Origin of the sequence: Megamonas hypermegale (assembly GCF_900187035.1) — a bacterium.
Lineage (GTDB): Bacteria > Bacillota > Negativicutes > Selenomonadales > Selenomonadaceae > Megamonas > Megamonas hypermegale.
On record NZ_LT906446.1, the window covers coordinates 1,028,094 to 1,045,499 of the forward strand.

Consider the following 17,406-nt stretch of genomic DNA (forward strand, 5'->3'; position numbering starts at 1 on the left):
AGCCAAAGCTTTTTTTGTACAATCATTAATGGTATAATATTAATGTTTTTTTACAATATTTTACAGGAGGTTTTTTTATGGAGTTATTAAACAGTATCGTCAGTCAGATAAACGATATTTTCTGGAGTTATGTTCTTATTATCCTGCTGATTGCCGCTGGTGTCATTTTCAGTATCCGCACACGTTTTGTACAGCTTCGCATGATACGTGAAATGATTCGTCTTATGACGGAAGGTGTCGGCAATAAGACGGAAGGCCAGCAGATTTCTTCCTTTCAGGCATTTTGTGTAAGTACGGCTTCCCGTGTAGGCGTAGGCAATATTGCCGGTATCGCTATTGCTGTCGTGCTTGGCGGTCCCGGTGCGGTATTTTGGATGTGGCTGATTGCTTTTCTTGGTGCAGCTTCCGGTTTTGTCGAAAGTACACTGGCACAGATTTATAAAATTCCGCGTACTGATGCCAAGGGTTATCTGGGCGGTCCTGCTTTTTATATTAAAAATGCCCTGCACAGCACGAAAGCAGCTGTATTTTTTGCTATCATAATCAGTATTACGTACGGTCTTATTTTCAATTCAGTTCAATCCAATACAATTTCTCTGTCCATGCAGACGGCTTTCGGTTTTGATGCAACGTATATCGGCATTGTAATTGCAATTATCTCCGCTATCGTAATTTTCGGCGGACTTAAACGTATTGCGCGTGTTTCCGAATACCTCGTGCCGTTTATGGCGGGTTTGTATATTCTTGTAGCTTTATTTATCACGTTTTATAATATAACTGAACTGCCGCATATTTTCGCAGTTATTTTTAAAGATGCCTGGGGCATTGACTCCGTTGCCGGCGGCGGTTTCGGTGCTGCTATCATGACCGGTATCAAACGCGGCTTATTCTCCAATGAAGCCGGTATGGGGTCTGTGCCGAATGCTGCAGCTACGGCTGAAGTTACGCATCCTGTAAAACAGGGACTTATCCAGTCGTTCGGTGTTTTCGTTGATACGTTTTTAATCTGTTCCTCTTCGGCTTTCATCGTTCTTTTAAGTACCGATTATCAGTCGACAGGACTTACAGGCATTCAGCTGGTGCAGTACGATTTATCGTTGTATTTCGGTGATATTGCTGTTTCTGCCGTAGCCGTATTCATTATTTTGTTCGCCTTCACTTCCATTGTCGGCAACTATTACTATGGTGAAATAAATATAAAATACCTGTCTGACAACCCGCTGTATCTGAATATTTTCCGTGTACTCGTTACATTCATGGTATTTTTCGGTTCTATTGCCGAACTTAGCCTTGTCTGGAACCTTGCCGACCTGTTTATGGCATTGATGGCAACAACGAACGTCATTGCAATTCTGTTACTGGGTAAAATCGCATTTATTGCACTGAAAGACTACGAACAGCAGAAAAAACAGGGTATTAAAGAGCCGGTATTCAAAGCCAGCATTCTGCCGAAGCAGGACGGTATTTACTGGTGGAAAGATAATAAGTGAAAACTTAATTAAAAAACTTAGCAAAAAAGCAGACTATCGAATAATAGTCTGCTTTTTATTATGCTAAATTTTGCTGTTTCAGCCAATTTTCCATAAGGTTGGCAATTTCTTCATTATTTAAATCCGACATCAGAAAATGTGTATTGCCGAAGATGCCAATATCCGGCAGATGGACAAGTTCCGCCCTGCCGCCGTGTCTGTTGATTGTTTCGACGAATTTGCGGGCCATTGCCATTTCACTGCGCCATTTATCCGGTCCGATAACGTTCGTCTGTTTGCTGGCGATATTATCACCATAATACAGAATAATCGGCATTTGCGTCAATTTCTTGAATTTTTCAAGCGGTACTTCCTCCGCCTGCGCTGCCACCGGTGCATATGTCGTCGGTATCGATTCAGGCAGTTCATTTTCCGGAAATACGAACGGTGTACCGCCCGGCTCAAATGCAACAATAGCTTTTACATTTTTTGTATGAAACGGTGTACGCCAGCCAATACTGCCGCCCATGGAATGCGTTACGAGAATACTTTCACCGACTTTATCAAAAAGCTGTGCCAGTACTTTTGCACACAGATTATCGTCAAGCTTACCCGTATACGGTGTCCAACTGCGCTGAAACTGATTTAAAGTTTCCGCATCGTTTGCTACCTGCACATTTGGAAACAATTCCGGAAAAACTCCCAATCGGCACAGCATGAATAAAGTCTTATCCGCATAAAGCGGGTTCTGTGCATACGGATTTTGCGCGTCGGCTGCTTCAGTGGAAAGACCGGCCTCGCCAATTCGCGGCTGGTCAATTAAATATACGCTGTACCCTTTACGCAGGAATATATTCTGAAAACCGTCGCGTCCGTCCGGTGTCGTTTCCCATGTACGCTTGGACTGTGCTCCGCCATGCTGAAATATTATCGGAAATTTTCTGGCATTGACCGGTTTCTGATAAAATACGTAAGCGTGGTCGCCGTAAGCCGTCTGTCCTTCCGGTTCAAGAAAACGCTGCATGGAAAATTCACCGTCATGTGTAACGGTAGTTCCGCCGATAGCAAAACTGCCCTGTGTTTCAAGTGTAATCATTGTAAAATCCTCCTTCGATTTATTCTAAGCCTGCCAGCATGAATACAAGCGGCATGGTAAATACGGAAACAAGTGTTGTAAGCGCAATCCCTTTTACGGATACGGGATACGCCTCTTTATTGTACAGAGCCGCCAAGAGCGCAATTACATTGCCCGACGGTGTAGCCAGTGCCGCCATACATACCGCCAAAAGCAGATTATTATGCACGAACTGTCCCAGGATAAATACGATTACAACCGGTATCACAATCATTTTGATTATAGTAAACAGAATTATTTTCCTGTCCGTAAAAATTTCCGACCACCGAATATCCATTAAAAACGACCCCATCAGCATCATAGCAAGCGGTGCCGTTGTAGCACCCACCATATGAATGGATGAGGTGATGAAATACGGCAGACGGATATCGGCAAGATAAATAATAATCGACAGAAAACATGCTATCATACCGTTATTGAGCAGACTTTTCAGGCTGAATTTCTGATTCGGGTCTTTCTTTCCACGGATAGTCTGAATAGCATAAGAGAAAAACAGCAGATTAAACGGTATTAAAAATACCGTCATATAAATAAGCGCGCTTTTGCCGTAAAGACCGTCAATCATCGGTACACCCATAAAGCCGATATTGGTAAAAACGACCATTACATTGATAATGCCGCGCTGATTTTTCGGATAACGCAGGATAATCGGCAACAGATATGCGCCAATCATTGCCAGTACAAGTAAACCGCAGGCAGCTCCTACGGCTATAAGCAAATCCGTCCCCTGAATACGCTCGCCTTCGCTCACGGCACCGGACAGAATGATGGCAGGATATGCTATATTGACCACTATCGCTGAAATCTGCGCCTGATTATCCTTTGTCAGCATATTCTTTTTGCGGGCATACATGCCTACCGCCATCATTACGAAAAAAATCAGCATTTGCTGTAATACAGGCATTGTATCATTTCCTTCATGAGTTTTATTATGTTCGTTTTTCTTTGACGTAAAGAAAAACGAACCAAAAAGAAACCTTTTTTACGTTTTGCTTACGCTGCACTGGGCGAGTCTTCAAGATGCTTATATAGATACAGCCGGTACAATAGCTAGAAACGTTTGGAATTCGGCTCGTATCTTCAAATGTCCAGCAGAAATTTAAATTGAGCTGAAGGACGTTGAATTTACTAATCATCTCAAGTTTTGTGCCCGTGGTGATTTGGAGTTATTTCTTTGAGCTTCAGAGAAAAATGAACACTATTTATGTGTTTTTTCCCATTTTATAGCTTATATTCATTGCCGGAAGTTTTTTGACGTCGCCTTTTTCATATGCGCCCGTTCCGTAGACTATTCCTTTTACTGTGGCATCTTCAATACAGTCGACTAAACCGTACAGAGCATCAAGTGCTCTTTTCGTAAAAGCTTCTTCTTCGGCTGCCGTGATGATAAAATAAAAATCCTTATGACTGAGACTTCCCGGATAATAACAAGGCAGTGTGCGGTCAATCAGTGTTTTCATCTGTCCGCTGATGGCATAGAAGTAAACAGGCGACGCCAGTACGATAACATCGGCTTTTTCCATTTTGTCAATGATTTCGGCTACGTCGTCATTTTGGAAGCAGCGACCTGTTTTCTTGCAGACATAGCAGGCAAGACAGAAATTTATCTTTTTATCGCGCAGGTAGATTTTTTCCGCTGTATGGCCGGCCTCTTCGCAGCCTTTAATGAACTGGTCGCATAAAATATCGGAATTGCCGCCTTTGCGCGGGCTTCCGGCTATAACTAAAACAGATTTTCCCATGATAAAACTCTCCTAATATAAATTTAACGAATGAAATTAGTCAAAACGGCTGTTTCCTGTTCCGGCATTGATATGCCCATTTTTGTGGCAATATCCTTGCATTTGAGAAAATACGCCATATTTTTACCTAAAATACGCATAGTCTGTATTCCTTCGATATCCTGCTGAACATCTTCCGCTTTCGCTCCGTGAACGATTGTCCAGTAGCGTGAAGAAATAATCGGCATCTGCATAAGAGCAAAATATTTGTTTATCTGGTCCCATGTTGCCGTGGTTCCGGCCCGTCTTGCGGATATCACGCTTGCTGCTGGTTTTAAGAGAAAACGGCCGCCTTTGCCACAGAGGTCGGCATAAAAAGCTCTGTCCATGAAAGAAGTCATGCTGCCGCAAATACCGCCCCAGTGAACCGGCGTACCGAATACAAATCCGTCATAATCACCGGCAATTTCCAGGAATTCATTAACCGTGTCATTGAATACGCATTTATTTTTCTTATCGCAACCGTGACAGCCCGTGCAGCCGGCAATAGGTTTTGTTCCAATCCAGAAAATATCGGTATCCACTTCATTCTGGTTTAAAGATTTACTCACTTCACAAAGAGCTGTATACGTACAGCCGTTTTTATGCGGGCTGCCGTTTACCAGTAAAACTTTCAAAATCGTCATCTCCCTATTGTTATTTATCCAAGCCTTTTTCGTGCATCCATGCTTCCGTAACGTCGGCTATTTTTACATTGTTGAGGTCGGCGAACGGGAAGTGAGTATTGCCTGTGATACCGATATCAGGGAGATGAACTACTGTTACGTCTCCGCCGTATTTATTAACGGTATCCGCCCATAATCTTGCCATTTCCAGACGTACGCGCCAGCTGTCTTTGTTCCATTCGTCAGTAGGCTGTGTTGCTATATTATCGCCGTAATAAATAACGATAGAAATTTTCGTCAGTTTCATGAAATCCTCCATCGGAATTGCTTCTCCAGCGAGTGCACCGAAAGGACTGCTTGTAGCCAGAGGCTGCGGAACTTCTCCTTCAGGGAATACAAAACCGCTGCCCGGTTCATAGGCAATGACTGCTTTTACTTTGTCCGATTTGATTGCCGTATACCAGCCAGGACCGCCGCCCTGTGAATGAGTTACAAGTATTCCTTCACCTGATTTGTCGAAAACTTTCGCCATAGCGTCGCTTATCACGTTTGCATCATAATCACCTGTATTCGGCGTTACCTGTCTGTAAAACTGGTTCAAACTTTCTTTGCCCTGCGGGAACTGGCTGTTTTTATAAAAATCAGGATATTTGCCCAGACGGAAATTATCAAACCACATCTGGTCGTCCGGTACTGCCGCAATATTTCCCGAAACGGTAGCGCGTCCGGCTTTACCGCGGCGCGGCTGGTCAACAAGATAAACACTGTAGCCGCGGCTCAGAAAAATATTCTGGAAGCCGTCGCGTCCGTCAGGTGTAGTTTCCCATGTTTTAGCAGATTGTCCGGCACCATGCAGAAAGACGAGCGGATATTTATGAGCATTTATCGGTTTTTGATAAAATACGTACGCATGGTCGCCGTGAAGCGTCTGTCCCTGCGGATTTGTCGGCTTTGCAAAATCATACGTGCCTTCATTTTGTACTACCGTTCATCCGGCAAAAAAGCTTCCCTGGTCGGCAATCGTTACTGGCTTGTCCATAGCAAAAGCTGAAGTTGTACATACGCTCAGTGCCAGAGCCAAACCTGCCGTTAATGTTTTTATTTTCATCTTGCAACATCCTTTCATCTAGCCAGATTTATTATCATTTCCACTGTTTCAGGGTCATAATGCGAGAAAAATGCGCTTTCTTTTTCATCCAGTGCGGCAATCGCCTTCATATCATCATCGCTCAGTTTAAAATCGAATATGCTGATATTTTCCTGCATACGGTCTTTATGTGTTGACTTCGGAATTACGACTACATCACTCTGCATGAGAAATCGCAGTGCTGTCTGAGCTGCGCTTTTATTGTATTTTCTGCCTATTTCCACCAGAACCGGATTGGTGAACATATCTTTTCTGCCTTCGGCAAACGGTCCCCATGCTTCATGCTGAACATGGTATTTCTGCATGATGGCATGAGCTTTTTTCTGTTGATGGAAAACATGTGTTTCTATTTGATTTACAGCCGGTTTTATTTCCACGAAACTGCACAGGTCGACAAATCTGTCCGGATAGAAATTGGAAATACCGATAGCACGCAGTTTGCCTTCTTTATAAGCATCCTCCATAGCGCGGTATGTTCCGTAGTAATCGTTGAAAGGCTGGTGAATAAGCATTAAATCGATATAATCTGTTTGCAGTTTCTGAAGTGAAACATCGATTGAAGCTTTTGCGTTATCATAACCGCCGTTGGAAATCCAGATTTTCGTGGTCAGGAACAAATCTTCGCGCGGCAATTCGCATTTAGCGACGGCTCTGCCGACTCCCTCTTCATTGCCGTAAGATTAAGCCGTGTCAATCAGTCGGTAGCCGACACTGATAGCATCGGTTACGCATCGTTCGCATTCATCGGCGGAAACCTGATATACGCCGTAACCCAGTTTTGGCATTTTTACGCCATTATTTAAAATTACATATTCCATTTCAATAGCCTCTTATTTATTTATAACTTTTGTACCGCCGTAAACTTCCGACATATCCATTTCAGCCAAAGCCTTATCTATTTGAGCAATTTCCTGAGCTGTAAGATTTATGTCGGCGGCTCCTATATTTTCAATAAGTCTGTTTTCCTTTCTCGTTCCCGGAATTGGCACGATATACGGTTTTTTGCAAATCATCCATACAAGGGAAATCTGTGCAGGTGTTGCCTGTTTTTCTTCAGCCATATCATTAATCAGTTGTAATAATTTTCTGTTACTTTCATATGCTTCTGGCTGAAACTGCGGCATAACTGCCCTGTAATCACCTTTTTCCGTAAATCGGCTGTCCGCCGTATATCTTCCTGAAAGAAAGCCGTTGGCCAGCGGGCTGAATGCGACAAAGCCGATATTCAGTTCTTCCAGCACGGAAAACAGATTTTCATAATTTCTGTACATCATATGATAACGGTTTTGAATTGCTGTCAGCGGACAGATTTTATGTGCCCGGCGGATTGTTTCTTCCGTCGCTTCCGACAAACCCCAGTGCAGGATTTTTCCTTCCTTGATTAAATCCGCCATAACACCTGCCACTTCTTCAATCGGCACATTTTTATCAAGGCGGTGCTGATAGTATAGGTCTATATGGTCGGTCTGCAGTCTTTTCAGCGAACCTTCCACTGATTTGCGGATGACCTCCGGTCGGGAATCGGTAACGAGCGGCAGCGGAATTATGCCGCTGTCATGGTCGAAGGTAATGCCGAACTTCGTAGCGATGACAACTTTATCGCGGTAGGGCTTTAGGGCTTCGCCCACGATTTTTTCATTGATATGCGGGTCGTCCGCCGTACCGTAAATTTCTGCCGTATCGAAGAAAGTATAACCTGCTTCTACGGCTTTTTGAATAAATTTTACGGCTGTATCCTTATCCACCGGTTCGCCGTAAGCATGGCTAAGACCCATACATCCGAGACCGACAGCGGAAACTTTTAAATTCTTGCCTAAAATCTGGTATTTCATAGCAAAACTTCCCTTCTGTAAAATGTTTAACCTTCTATTTAAGTATAAATAAATAATCCATCTGACAGAAGTTTCTCTTTGTTTACCAGTTTAAACCTGAAAGTTATAAGCAAAGCAGTATTTCCTCTATTGTCTGTAGTAGCTGACGCACATGCGGAGTGGGATTTGGCGCGTGCATTATACCGAACGGAACTTTGTAATTCCAGTCGACGGGAATTATTTTTATCAGTGGATGTGTATTGACCCAATTCGGAATTACCGTTAAAATACCGTTGCTGTTTTCGCATTGGTTGAATACATCCAGACTGTAGAAAGGAAAATCCGTTATATTTATATCAGGACGGTTTTTCTGCAAATCACGGCGCATTTCATCTATATATTTATTCCAGCCTTCAGTGATAATCATCAGATTTTCACCTGACAGGTCGTCAAGAGACAGAATTTTTTTCTCCGCCAGTCTATGATGGATAGATACGCCGCAGCAAATCGGCGTCATGCAGAGTTTCAGAGCCTTACAGCCGCGTGTCTGTAAAAATTTTTCATCAAATACGCCTGCCACCAAATCAATATTGTCGCCCAGATTTTTTAAAATTTCCCGTGCATTTTCCGGTGTATTGGCATACGGAACAAGCTGAAATTTCATATCGGGATATTTAACATGGATTTTATCCCAGATGTCCAGCAGAAACTGCCCCGGTGTCATTGGTGATATGCCTATGCGGATTGTATCTTCCGTTTCCTGCATTGCTTTTTGCGCCCGCAATACAGCGTCCTTGCTATAATCAATGATATATTTGGCGTCTTTATACAGAGATTTGCCGGCTTTTGTCAACGTCAAACCGCGGTGCGTCCGCACGAACAGTTGCAGATTAAGTTCATTTTCCAATAGATTAATCTGCTTGATGACAGCCGTCGGCGATATATACATTTGCTCGCTTGCTTTGGAAAAACTGCCGGCATCGGCAACTTTTAAAAAAGTTTCTATCTGCGGATTATACATAAAATTACCTGCTTTCAGTTAAGATAAAGTTATTTGTGCGCTTTTTTATGACTGAGGTAAATGGACGAGCCGATTACCAGAACACCGCCGATTACGGACAGCGTGTGCATGATTTCGCCGAAAAATACATAGCCCCAGAGTGCATTGAAAAATACGCCCAGATACATGACGAAGCTTACAAGTACCTGATTGGCGAATTCATATGCCTGCGTCATGAAATTCTGCCCGAACAGTGAGGTCAGTGCTATGCCCAAAAGCAGAAACCATTCGTAGCGGGTAGGCATATGATGATTATTGTACATCATGGCAAGACCGATAAATACACTGCACAAGAACAGATAAAATATTACTTCCCATGAAGTATGACCGCCGTTTTCGAATAATTTATGAATAGTGGTGTAGACAACTGCTCCCGTAAAGGCTGAAGCTATGGCAAACAGCGCATAGACGGAAAAAGAATTGTACTCCCATGGGCGCAAAATCAGACATGTTCCTAAAACAATGATGATTAAAGGCATTATAGTATGTGAAGGCAGTTTTTCTTTTAGGTAAATTGCTGATATTATCAGCACGAAAAATGCCGATAACTGCTGCAATATGGAAGCATCGCCCAAGTGCATGCCTGATACAGCCAGGAATATCAGGCACATGCTCATGCCGCCGACGACACCGCGAAATATCAGAGTTCCTCTGTCTTTATGCGAAAATTTTATTTTTCCTATGCGCATGATAAGTAATATCATGAAAATACTAATGACGCTGCGTACAAAAATAATTTCACCTGTACCGAGCGTATGACTTGCCTCTTTAACCAGAACATTCATAAAGCTGAACATAAGCGAAGACAGCATGGCGAAAACCAAACCTCTGTTCATGATAGCACATCTTCTTTCTCTAAAAAAATAAGAGATTATGAAGGATATCTCCACAACCTCTTTTCCATATAGCTAAAATTTTATTTTACATAACCCAGTTTTTGTAACCAGGCTTTTGTTTTTTCAACATCGTTTTTGCTGGCAGTCAACCCTTCTTTTATTGTGGCTTTTTGGCAAAGCTCTTTTATCATCGGCATACTTTCGGAAATATCACTGCCGCCGCTTGTACAAAACGGAACAATCGTCTTACCGCTTAAATCGTAGCTTTCCAGAAATGTTCCTATAGCCATCGGAGCTGTATGCCACCAAATAGGATAACCAATGAATATTGTATCATAATCATTCATGTTGTCAATAACAGTACTTAGCTGCGGTCGTGCATTACTGTCCTTTTCCGCTTTAGCGACTTCGGTACATTCATGGTAATCGCTCGGATACGGATTTACCGTTTCGATTTTCACGATATCGCCGCCAATCATATCATGTATCTGCTGTGCTACAGCCTCTGTATTGCCACTGTGCGAAAAATAAGCTATTAAAATTTTCTTATCCGAATTTGAACTGCCGTTTGCCGGTGCTGAACTTTCAGCCTGAGTTTGATTTTGGTTTGACTGAGTAGCCGAACCGTTGCCGCAGGCGGCAAATAATAACGACACCATTACGGTCAGACAGATAGAGATTAATTTTTTCATTGCAAAACTCCTCGGATTATTATGTATTGATTTGATGTACCGCCTAAACCAGTTTAACCGGTACATCAAATGGCTAGTTGTTGTATTGTTGTATTAGAAATGAGATTTTAAATCCCCGGTTGGGCATTATTTATATGACTGCTGATAAATGGCTATGCAGTCTTCTTTTGTAAGCTGAACTCTGTCGCAGGCAAACAGGCCGCCCATAGGTCCCATGGCATTATCCGCCATTTTCGGAAATTCATCCGGTGTAATGCCGTAGTCGCTCATTTTTAAGTCGGCTACATGGCACTCTTCCAGCAGTTTTTCCAATACAGTGAGAAAATCTTCTGCTTTAGTCGCATTTTCCATGCCCATGGCTTTTGCCATCTGTATAAAGCGTTCCGGACATACATTATGTTTAATGATATTGCCGAAATATGCACGGGAAAGCATAATAAGACCTGCACCGTGCGGAAGTTCCGGATGATAAGCGGATAAAGCATGTTCCAGTGAATGCTGGCTGGAAGTCGTACCTACACACATTACGGTTCCGGATAAAATATTGCCGAATGCCACGTGTTCTCTCGCTTCCAAATCATTACCGTTATTCACGGCACGTGCCAGATATCTGCCGACATTTTCAATGGCGGTGATAGCATACATATCACTCATCAGATTGGCAAATTTGGAGATATATCCTTCCAGGCTGTGGCTCAGTGCATCAAATCCCTGATAAGCAGTAAATTTCGGCGGAACAGATTTTTGCAGATTAATATCTTCCACACAAAGTACAGGGAAAATATCCGGCGTCTTAAGACCTACTTTTTCATTCGTTTCCGGATTGGTTATTACGCAGCCTGCATCAGCTTCCGAGCCGGTGCCTGCTGTTGTGCTTATGGATACAATCGGCAGCGGTTTATTTGTTATCGGCTGGCCTTTGCCTGTGCCACTGGCAATATAGTCCCATAAATCACCGTCATTTACCGCCATGACGGCAATTGCTTTTGCCGAATCGATTACGCTGCCGCCGCCCAGTGCCACGATAAAATCACATTTATTTTCACGGCAGAATTTTGCTCCTTCCATTACCGTATCCTTTAACGGATTGGCCTGAACCTTGTCAAAAACAGCATAGTTGACTTTTGCCAAGGATAATTGTTCTTCCACTTTATCTAAATAACCGTATTTTTTGGCGGAAACGCCGTTGGACAATACAATCATCGCGTTCACGCCGAGACAGTCTTCTTTGTGCAGATTGTCCAAAGCTCCTTGTCCGAATAAAATTTTAGTCGGTACATACATAGTAAATCCCATGTTCAAAGCCTCCATTGTATTTATGAATAATATTTGTTATATTATTTTTAAATCTAGTTAAATTCTAGGACTTAAACAAATGTTTAAGTCAAGTATTTTTTAGAAAAAATTTTATTAAGGTGATGTATATGCCCTACACTATAGGAGAAATTGCTAAATACTTAAATATTCCATCGTCTACGCTTCGTTTTTACGATAAAATGGGATTAATGCCGTTTGTTGACCGCTCCGAAAGCGGTATCCGCCTGTTCAAGGACAGTGATATTGAATGGCTGCTCATTATTGACTGCCTGAAAAAATCCGGTATGCCTGTAAAAAATATCCGTGAATTTATTAAGCTAGTTGAACAGGGCGATGCTTCCATCGATAAAAGGCTGGAAATGTTCCAGCAGCAACGCCGACATGTGGAAGAAACTATTGCTTCTCTGGAAGAGCAGTTAAAAATTTTGAAATTCAAATGCTGGTATTATAAAACCGCCAAAGAGGCAGGTACGACGAAAGTTCCCCGTAATATGAAGGAAGATGAGCTGCCGGAGGAATTTCGGCCAGTACGTCATAAACTGCGTCGCTTGAATGAAAAGTGAACATGCAAAAAACAGCTAAAGGATAAAATTTTATCTTTTAGCTGTTTCTTTTATTTATATTTCATTTAAGAAATCATCAACGGCATTTCTGATTGCGGAAAAGTTAAATCCTTTACGGTAAAGGTACGCCTGACATTTCTGTCTGTCCGCTGTTCGTCTGAAATGTGCTGCCAAAAGTTTCATACAGGTACGGTATTCATAATTATCCGTGTCAATATCGCATTTTATCTGAGCATTTTCAATATCGGCGGAGCTGAAGCCTTTTTCCTTTAATTTATATAAAATAGCCTTGATACTGCGTTTCTGTTCGTTGATATATGCCGTATATTGTCGCTGACACAGGTCGTTGTCATCTATATAGCGGCGGTTCAGTAATTTTTCCATCGCTGTGGCAATTTCCGCTTCATCATAACCGCGTCTTTTCAGCTTATCCACTAATTGCTTTTCACTGTAAGGACGCACCGCCAAAAGGTCTACAGCATATACAAGTGCCGTTTTATTGTTCTGCTTTTTCATTTTCAACTGAAGCTGCTACGTCTTCTTCTTCAACAGCTTCTCCTTCATTTGGTCTAGCGAATAATTTTTCTCTAATTTTATTTTCTATTTCCAAAGCTGTATCGGCATGTTCTCTAAGATATGCTTTTACATTTTCTTTACCTTGACCAAGACGTGTACCTTGATATGAGAACCATGAACCGCTCTTATCCATGATTTCAAAGGCTACGCCCATATCGATGAGGCTGCCTTCGCGTGAAATTCCTTCACCGTACATGATGTCAAATTCAGCTTGCTTAAATGGTGGAGCAACTTTATTTTTAACAACTTTAATACGTGTGCGACTACCAACTGGGTCATTGCCTTGTTTAATTGTATCTATTTTGCGCACATCAAGACGAATGGAAGCATAGAATTTCAACGCACGACCGCCTGTAGTCGTTTCTGGATTGCCGAACATAACGCCAACTTTTTCACGAATTTGGTTGATGAATATTGCTGTTGTACGGGATTTACTGATGACACCTGTCAATTTGCGCATAGCTTGTGACATAAGTCGTGCCTGCAAACCTACATGAGAATCTCCCATATCGCCTTCAATTTCAGCTTTTGGTACGAGTGCTGCTACTGAATCGACTACAACTATATCTATTGCGCCGCTTCGCACTAATGCATCAACGATTTCCAAAGCTTGTTCTCCATTATCTGGTTGAGAAATGAGCAAATTATCGATATCCACGCCAAGTTTTTTAGCATATATCGGGTCAAGTGCGTGTTCTGCATCGATGAAAGCTGCTATACCGCCAATTTTTTGTGCTTCTGCAACCATATGAAGTGCAACTGTTGTTTTACCAGATGATTCAGGGCCAAAAATTTCAACAATACGACCACGAGGTACACCGCCAACACCTAAAGCTGCATCAAGTGGTAAACAGCCTGTGTGAATTACTTCAATATTCATATTAGCACTGGCATCGCCCAATTTCATAATAGAACCTTTGCCAAAATCACGTTCAATTTGTTTTAAAGCATTTTGCAATGCTTCAACTTTATCCATTGATTTATCCATGAAAAAAATCACCTCTTATTAATAACCAATGATTAAATTATACTCTAATTCATCAACTTTAATCAAGAATATTGTTCAGAAAACCGAACTTTTGCAAATAAAATATAAAAATCAGACAAAATTATTGAGATTTTTTATGAAATAGTGTAAAATAATAAACAGTGTTAATTTTTTTAGAGCATTATATTACAGGCCGAATCTAACTCAGGAGCGGGAGAACCATTTCTTTGGGGTGAATTCATAATTATATATGAAAGAATAACTCTTATTCTAACCCGTCAGCTAATCTCGTAGGCTTTAATGAGAGGAGTCTTTTTTTTGAGTAAAGTAGTTCGTATTTTAGTCCTATCTTTGTGTTTAATTTGTATGGCTTCCATTGCTAGCGCGTCTTCTTTTAGATTAGGCGACCAAGGCAATGAAATAGCAGAAATTCAGGCAGCACTTGCCAGCCAAGGCTATGATGTTACGGCTGATGGTGATTTTGGTCCAGCAACTCAAGCAGCTGTTCAAGCATTTCAAAGTGCTAATGGTCTTGACAACGATGGTTTAGTTGGTGCCATGACATATCAGGCATTGATGGGACGCAACATGCCAGTAGTTAGTCGTAGTTCTAACTACATAGCAAGACGTATTATTAATAATTCCTTAAATTATGTTGGTGTACCTTATGTATTCGGCGGTACAACTCCTAGTGGCTTCGATTGTTCTGGTTTTACTCGTTACGTATTTGCCAGTGCCGGTATTTCTCTTCCACGTACAGCAGATGTACAATACGAAGTAGGTGTACCTGTTTCTTATGACAATCTTATGCCAGGTGACTTAGTATTCTTCTCTACGTATACTTATGGTGCTTCTCATGTAGGCATCTATTTAGGTGATGGAAAATTCATTAATGCTTCTTCCAGTAGAGGTGTCGTCGTTGATTCTTTAAGTATGTCTTATTGGGCAAACACTTATATTGGCGCACGTAGAGTATTATAATTACATATAATGTAATCAGGGGAGACAATATTTTTGTTGTCTCCTTTTTTCTTTATCTAAAAGGAGGTAAACTATGATCATTTCAGAAAATTGCAGACGCTACACTAATTTATCCGGTATGAAAATCAATCTATTACAACAACTCAATAAAGTATTACCACTTGTTGCAGATTTAACTTATGCTCATATAGCCGTCTACGTCAGAGCCAAAATAAAAAATAACTTTGTCGTTGTATCCACAATTGAACCACACACAGCATTTAATCCTTTCAAGCAATTTCTTTTAGGTAAATTAATTCCTTGTATTCAAGAACCCTTAATAAAAAAATCCATGGATACTAAAAGAAAATGTCACGGACAACGTGAACTAGATTTTGGCAAATTCTTGAATATGTATACATTTCCTGTTATAGATGATAATAATGAAGTAATTGCTGTAATTTGTTTTGAAGTAAATAGTGATGATGCTAAAAAAGATGGATTTTCTCGCCTAATGCGGACAGCATTAATACTTTTAAAAAATGCCGATAAAAATGCTGATAGCCATATGTATAAATCCATCTCTTCACGCGATGGTATAATAATAACTGACAAAGATGAACGAATTATATTTGCTAATTTAGCAGCTTCTCGCATTTACCATGTACTCGGTATCAATAATTTAATTGGTTGTCATATCTTTGACCGCCAACTCACCATGCATATAACAAAAGAAACAATTTTAAATAAATACCCTTATGAAAAAGAAATTGAAGCAGGCAATTTAATCATTTTAAAACGCGACATTCCAATCATGGAAACAGGCAATCTAGTAACAAGAATAATAATTTTATCTGATATAACAGAAATACGCAAAAAAGATAAAGAATTGATGATAAAATCTGCTGTAATTCAAGAAATACATCATCGCGTAAAAAACAATCTTCAAACAATTGCCAGTCTTTTGCGCTTACAATCACGTCGTTCAAATTCTCCTGAAGTAAAAGAAGCTCTGCGAGAAAGCATCAATCGTATACTCAGTATATCTGTTGTGCATGAATTTTTATCACAACAAGGTGAAGAAAATATTGATGTCGTAGAGGTTACTACAAATATATTAACCTTAGTAAAACAAAATATGATTGACAATAGCTTTAATCTTACAGCCGAATTTTCTGGTGATAATATTATATTACCATCAAAACAAGCCAGTAGCTTAGCCTTAATTATTAATGAATTAATTTTAAATTCCATTGAACATGGTTTTGCTGTCAAAAACGAAGGACTTATAGGGCTTAATATCACTCAGAACTCTGTAGAATATATCATCGAACTATACGATAATGGCTGTGGTTTGCCAGAAAATTTTTCACCGCAAACTTCAAAATCATTAGGCTTACAAATTGTTCGCAATTTGGTAGAAGGTGATATTGGTGGTTCTTTTACTATGTACAATGACCATGGTACGCATGCTCTAATAACTATTCCATTTAAATCTCTAACAGAAGGTGACTAATTACATGACTAAATTAAATATCGTTATAGCAGATAATGAATCTATTATTCGTATGGACTTAAGAGAAATGTTAGAAGAAGTCGGACATACTATTGTCGGTGAAAGTGTTAACGGTTTAAAAGCCGTGGAATTAACTCGTCGTTTAAAACCAGATTTAGTTATAATGGATATAAAAATGCCTGAAATGGACGGTATCACCGCTGCTAAAATCATATCCGAAGAAAAACTAGCACCTGTAATATTACTTACAGCATTCAGTCAAAAAAATATTGTAGAAAAAGCAAAGGATTCTGGCGTTTTAGCTTATCTTGTAAAACCTATTCAACCTGCTAATCTTTTTCCAGCAATTGAAATAGCCTTATCGCGTTTTGCTGAAATCCAACAATTAGAGCAAGACCTTAATAATGTCAAAAATTCATTAGAAATGCGTAAAACACTTGACCGAGCTAAAGGTATATTAATGGATGCATACAATCTCACTGAAAGCGAAGCTTATCGCCGTATTCAAAAATACAGCATGGCAAAACGAAAATCCATAAAAGAAGTAGCAGAAGCTATTATCCATGCTGCAACTAAATAATTTTAACAAAAAGCCATTTAGGAATAATATTCCTAATGGCTTTTTCTTTTTACCTTCTCATAAAAATTTAATTATTTTTTATTATAATCCCATATATATTCTATTGTTTTTTACAATAAATACTGCTATTCTATTATCCTAGTATCAATTACAATCAGTTTTTATACCATAATATGAAGCACTAATTAAAAATTCTACACAGAAAGGAACTGATTTTATGCTAGTTTATAAAAATAAAAAATTATATTTTACAAATTTTTATTACACCAATTACGTAGGTAAAGAAAAATTTTTTCTTACTGAACAAATAATATTTTAATAATTAAACATTATTTAAAATTTTCTATTAAATATAATAAGACACTATATT

The 17,406-nt window shown here is 40.2% G+C and carries 18 protein-coding genes, 1 pseudogene and 1 riboswitch; of the genes and pseudogenes, 5 read left to right on the forward strand and 14 right to left on the reverse strand.

All coding sequences use genetic code 11. The features are described from left to right. Positions 1–77: 77 nt before the first annotated feature. Positions 78–1,490, forward strand: a complete 1,413-nt coding sequence (locus CKV65_RS04885; RefSeq protein ID WP_027890267.1) for an alanine/glycine:cation symporter family protein — start codon at positions 78–80, stop codon at positions 1,488–1,490. A gap of 58 nt (positions 1,491–1,548) precedes the next feature. On the opposite strand, the gene CKV65_RS04890 is transcribed toward CKV65_RS04885, so the two are convergent. From CKV65_RS04890 to CKV65_RS04940, 12 genes and pseudogenes are all read right to left on the reverse strand, one after another. Beyond that, entirely contained in the window at positions 1,549–2,565 is a 1,017-nt protein-coding gene (locus CKV65_RS04890) for an alpha/beta hydrolase (protein WP_027890268.1), read from the reverse strand. 19 nt (positions 2,566–2,584) lie between these two features. After that, positions 2,585–3,508, reverse strand: coding sequence for an AEC family transporter (locus CKV65_RS04895; protein WP_027890269.1), 924 nt, complete (start codon positions 3,506–3,508; stop codon positions 2,585–2,587). A gap of 298 nt (positions 3,509–3,806) precedes the next feature. After that, the gene (locus CKV65_RS04900) at positions 3,807–4,346 is read right to left on the reverse strand and encodes a flavodoxin family protein (RefSeq protein WP_027890270.1); all 540 of its coding nucleotides are present in this window, start codon (positions 4,344–4,346) and stop codon (positions 3,807–3,809) included. A 23-nt stretch (positions 4,347–4,369) separates the two neighbouring features. Continuing rightward, positions 4,370–5,002, reverse strand: a complete 633-nt coding sequence (locus tag CKV65_RS04905; RefSeq protein ID WP_027890271.1) for a flavodoxin family protein — start codon at positions 5,000–5,002, stop codon at positions 4,370–4,372. 19 nt (positions 5,003–5,021) lie between these two features. Beyond that, the gene (locus CKV65_RS04910; protein ID WP_331715175.1) at positions 5,022–5,876 is read right to left on the reverse strand and encodes an alpha/beta hydrolase; all 855 of its coding nucleotides are present in this window, start codon (positions 5,874–5,876) and stop codon (positions 5,022–5,024) included. A gap of 236 nt (positions 5,877–6,112) precedes the next feature. Continuing rightward, a pseudogene (locus tag CKV65_RS04915) lies at positions 6,113–6,802 on the reverse strand (aldo/keto reductase); the annotation flags it as partial. Between the two features lie 15 nt (positions 6,803–6,817). Continuing rightward, on the reverse strand, positions 6,818–6,955 hold the full coding sequence (locus CKV65_RS10925) for a hypothetical protein (RefSeq protein WP_231922719.1): 138 nt from the start codon (positions 6,953–6,955) through the stop codon (positions 6,818–6,820). 12 nt (positions 6,956–6,967) lie between these two features. After that, positions 6,968–7,969, reverse strand: coding sequence for an aldo/keto reductase (locus tag CKV65_RS04920; protein ID WP_027890272.1), 1,002 nt, complete (start codon positions 7,967–7,969; stop codon positions 6,968–6,970). Positions 7,970–8,072: 103 nt separating this feature from the next. Next, a complete protein-coding gene (locus CKV65_RS04925; protein ID WP_027890273.1) occupies positions 8,073–8,969 on the reverse strand; it encodes a LysR family transcriptional regulator in 897 nt (298 codons plus the stop codon). A gap of 29 nt (positions 8,970–8,998) precedes the next feature. After that, positions 8,999–9,844 carry a DMT family transporter gene (locus CKV65_RS04930; protein WP_027890274.1) on the reverse strand — a complete coding sequence of 282 codons (846 nt, stop codon included), beginning with the start codon at positions 9,842–9,844 and terminating at the stop codon, positions 8,999–9,001. 80 nt (positions 9,845–9,924) lie between these two features. Next, entirely contained in the window at positions 9,925–10,536 is a 612-nt protein-coding gene (locus tag CKV65_RS04935) for a flavodoxin (RefSeq protein WP_027890275.1), read from the reverse strand. A 126-nt stretch (positions 10,537–10,662) separates the two neighbouring features. Further along, positions 10,663–11,832 carry an iron-containing alcohol dehydrogenase gene (locus tag CKV65_RS04940; RefSeq protein ID WP_027890276.1) on the reverse strand — a complete coding sequence of 390 codons (1,170 nt, stop codon included), beginning with the start codon at positions 11,830–11,832 and terminating at the stop codon, positions 10,663–10,665. A gap of 128 nt (positions 11,833–11,960) precedes the next feature. Between CKV65_RS04940 and CKV65_RS04945 the strand changes: the two genes are divergently transcribed. Next, positions 11,961–12,416, forward strand: a complete 456-nt coding sequence (locus tag CKV65_RS04945) for a MerR family transcriptional regulator (RefSeq protein ID WP_027890277.1) — start codon at positions 11,961–11,963, stop codon at positions 12,414–12,416. Between the two features lie 54 nt (positions 12,417–12,470). On the opposite strand, the gene CKV65_RS04950 is transcribed toward CKV65_RS04945, so the two are convergent. Together CKV65_RS04950 and recA are read right to left on the reverse strand one after the other, a co-directional pair. Continuing rightward, positions 12,471–12,932 carry a regulatory protein RecX gene (locus tag CKV65_RS04950; protein WP_027890278.1) on the reverse strand — a complete coding sequence of 154 codons (462 nt, stop codon included), beginning with the start codon at positions 12,930–12,932 and terminating at the stop codon, positions 12,471–12,473. Beyond that, the gene (recA, locus tag CKV65_RS04955; protein ID WP_027890279.1) at positions 12,913–13,980 is read right to left on the reverse strand and encodes a recombinase RecA; all 1,068 of its coding nucleotides are present in this window, start codon (positions 13,978–13,980) and stop codon (positions 12,913–12,915) included. Before recA ends, CKV65_RS04950 begins: the two co-directional genes overlap by 20 nt. A 181-nt stretch (positions 13,981–14,161) precedes the next feature. Further along, a riboswitch (cyclic di-AMP (ydaO/yuaA leader) is annotated at positions 14,162–14,292 on the forward strand. A gap of 6 nt (positions 14,293–14,298) precedes the next feature. Here recA and CKV65_RS04960 point away from each other — a divergent pair. The 3 genes from CKV65_RS04960 (at position 14,299) to CKV65_RS04970 (ending at position 17,036) form a co-directional block, all read left to right on the forward strand. Beyond that, the gene (locus tag CKV65_RS04960; protein WP_027890280.1) at positions 14,299–14,961 is read left to right on the forward strand and encodes a C40 family peptidase; all 663 of its coding nucleotides are present in this window, start codon (positions 14,299–14,301) and stop codon (positions 14,959–14,961) included. A 73-nt stretch (positions 14,962–15,034) separates the two neighbouring features. Continuing rightward, complete coding sequence (locus tag CKV65_RS04965) at positions 15,035–16,456, forward strand: histidine kinase N-terminal domain-containing protein (protein WP_027890281.1); 1,422 nt, start codon at positions 15,035–15,037, stop codon at positions 16,454–16,456. A 4-nt stretch (positions 16,457–16,460) separates the two neighbouring features. After that, a complete protein-coding gene (locus tag CKV65_RS04970) occupies positions 16,461–17,036 on the forward strand; it encodes an ANTAR domain-containing response regulator (protein ID WP_027890282.1) in 576 nt (191 codons plus the stop codon). Positions 17,037–17,406 lie beyond the last annotated feature (370 nt).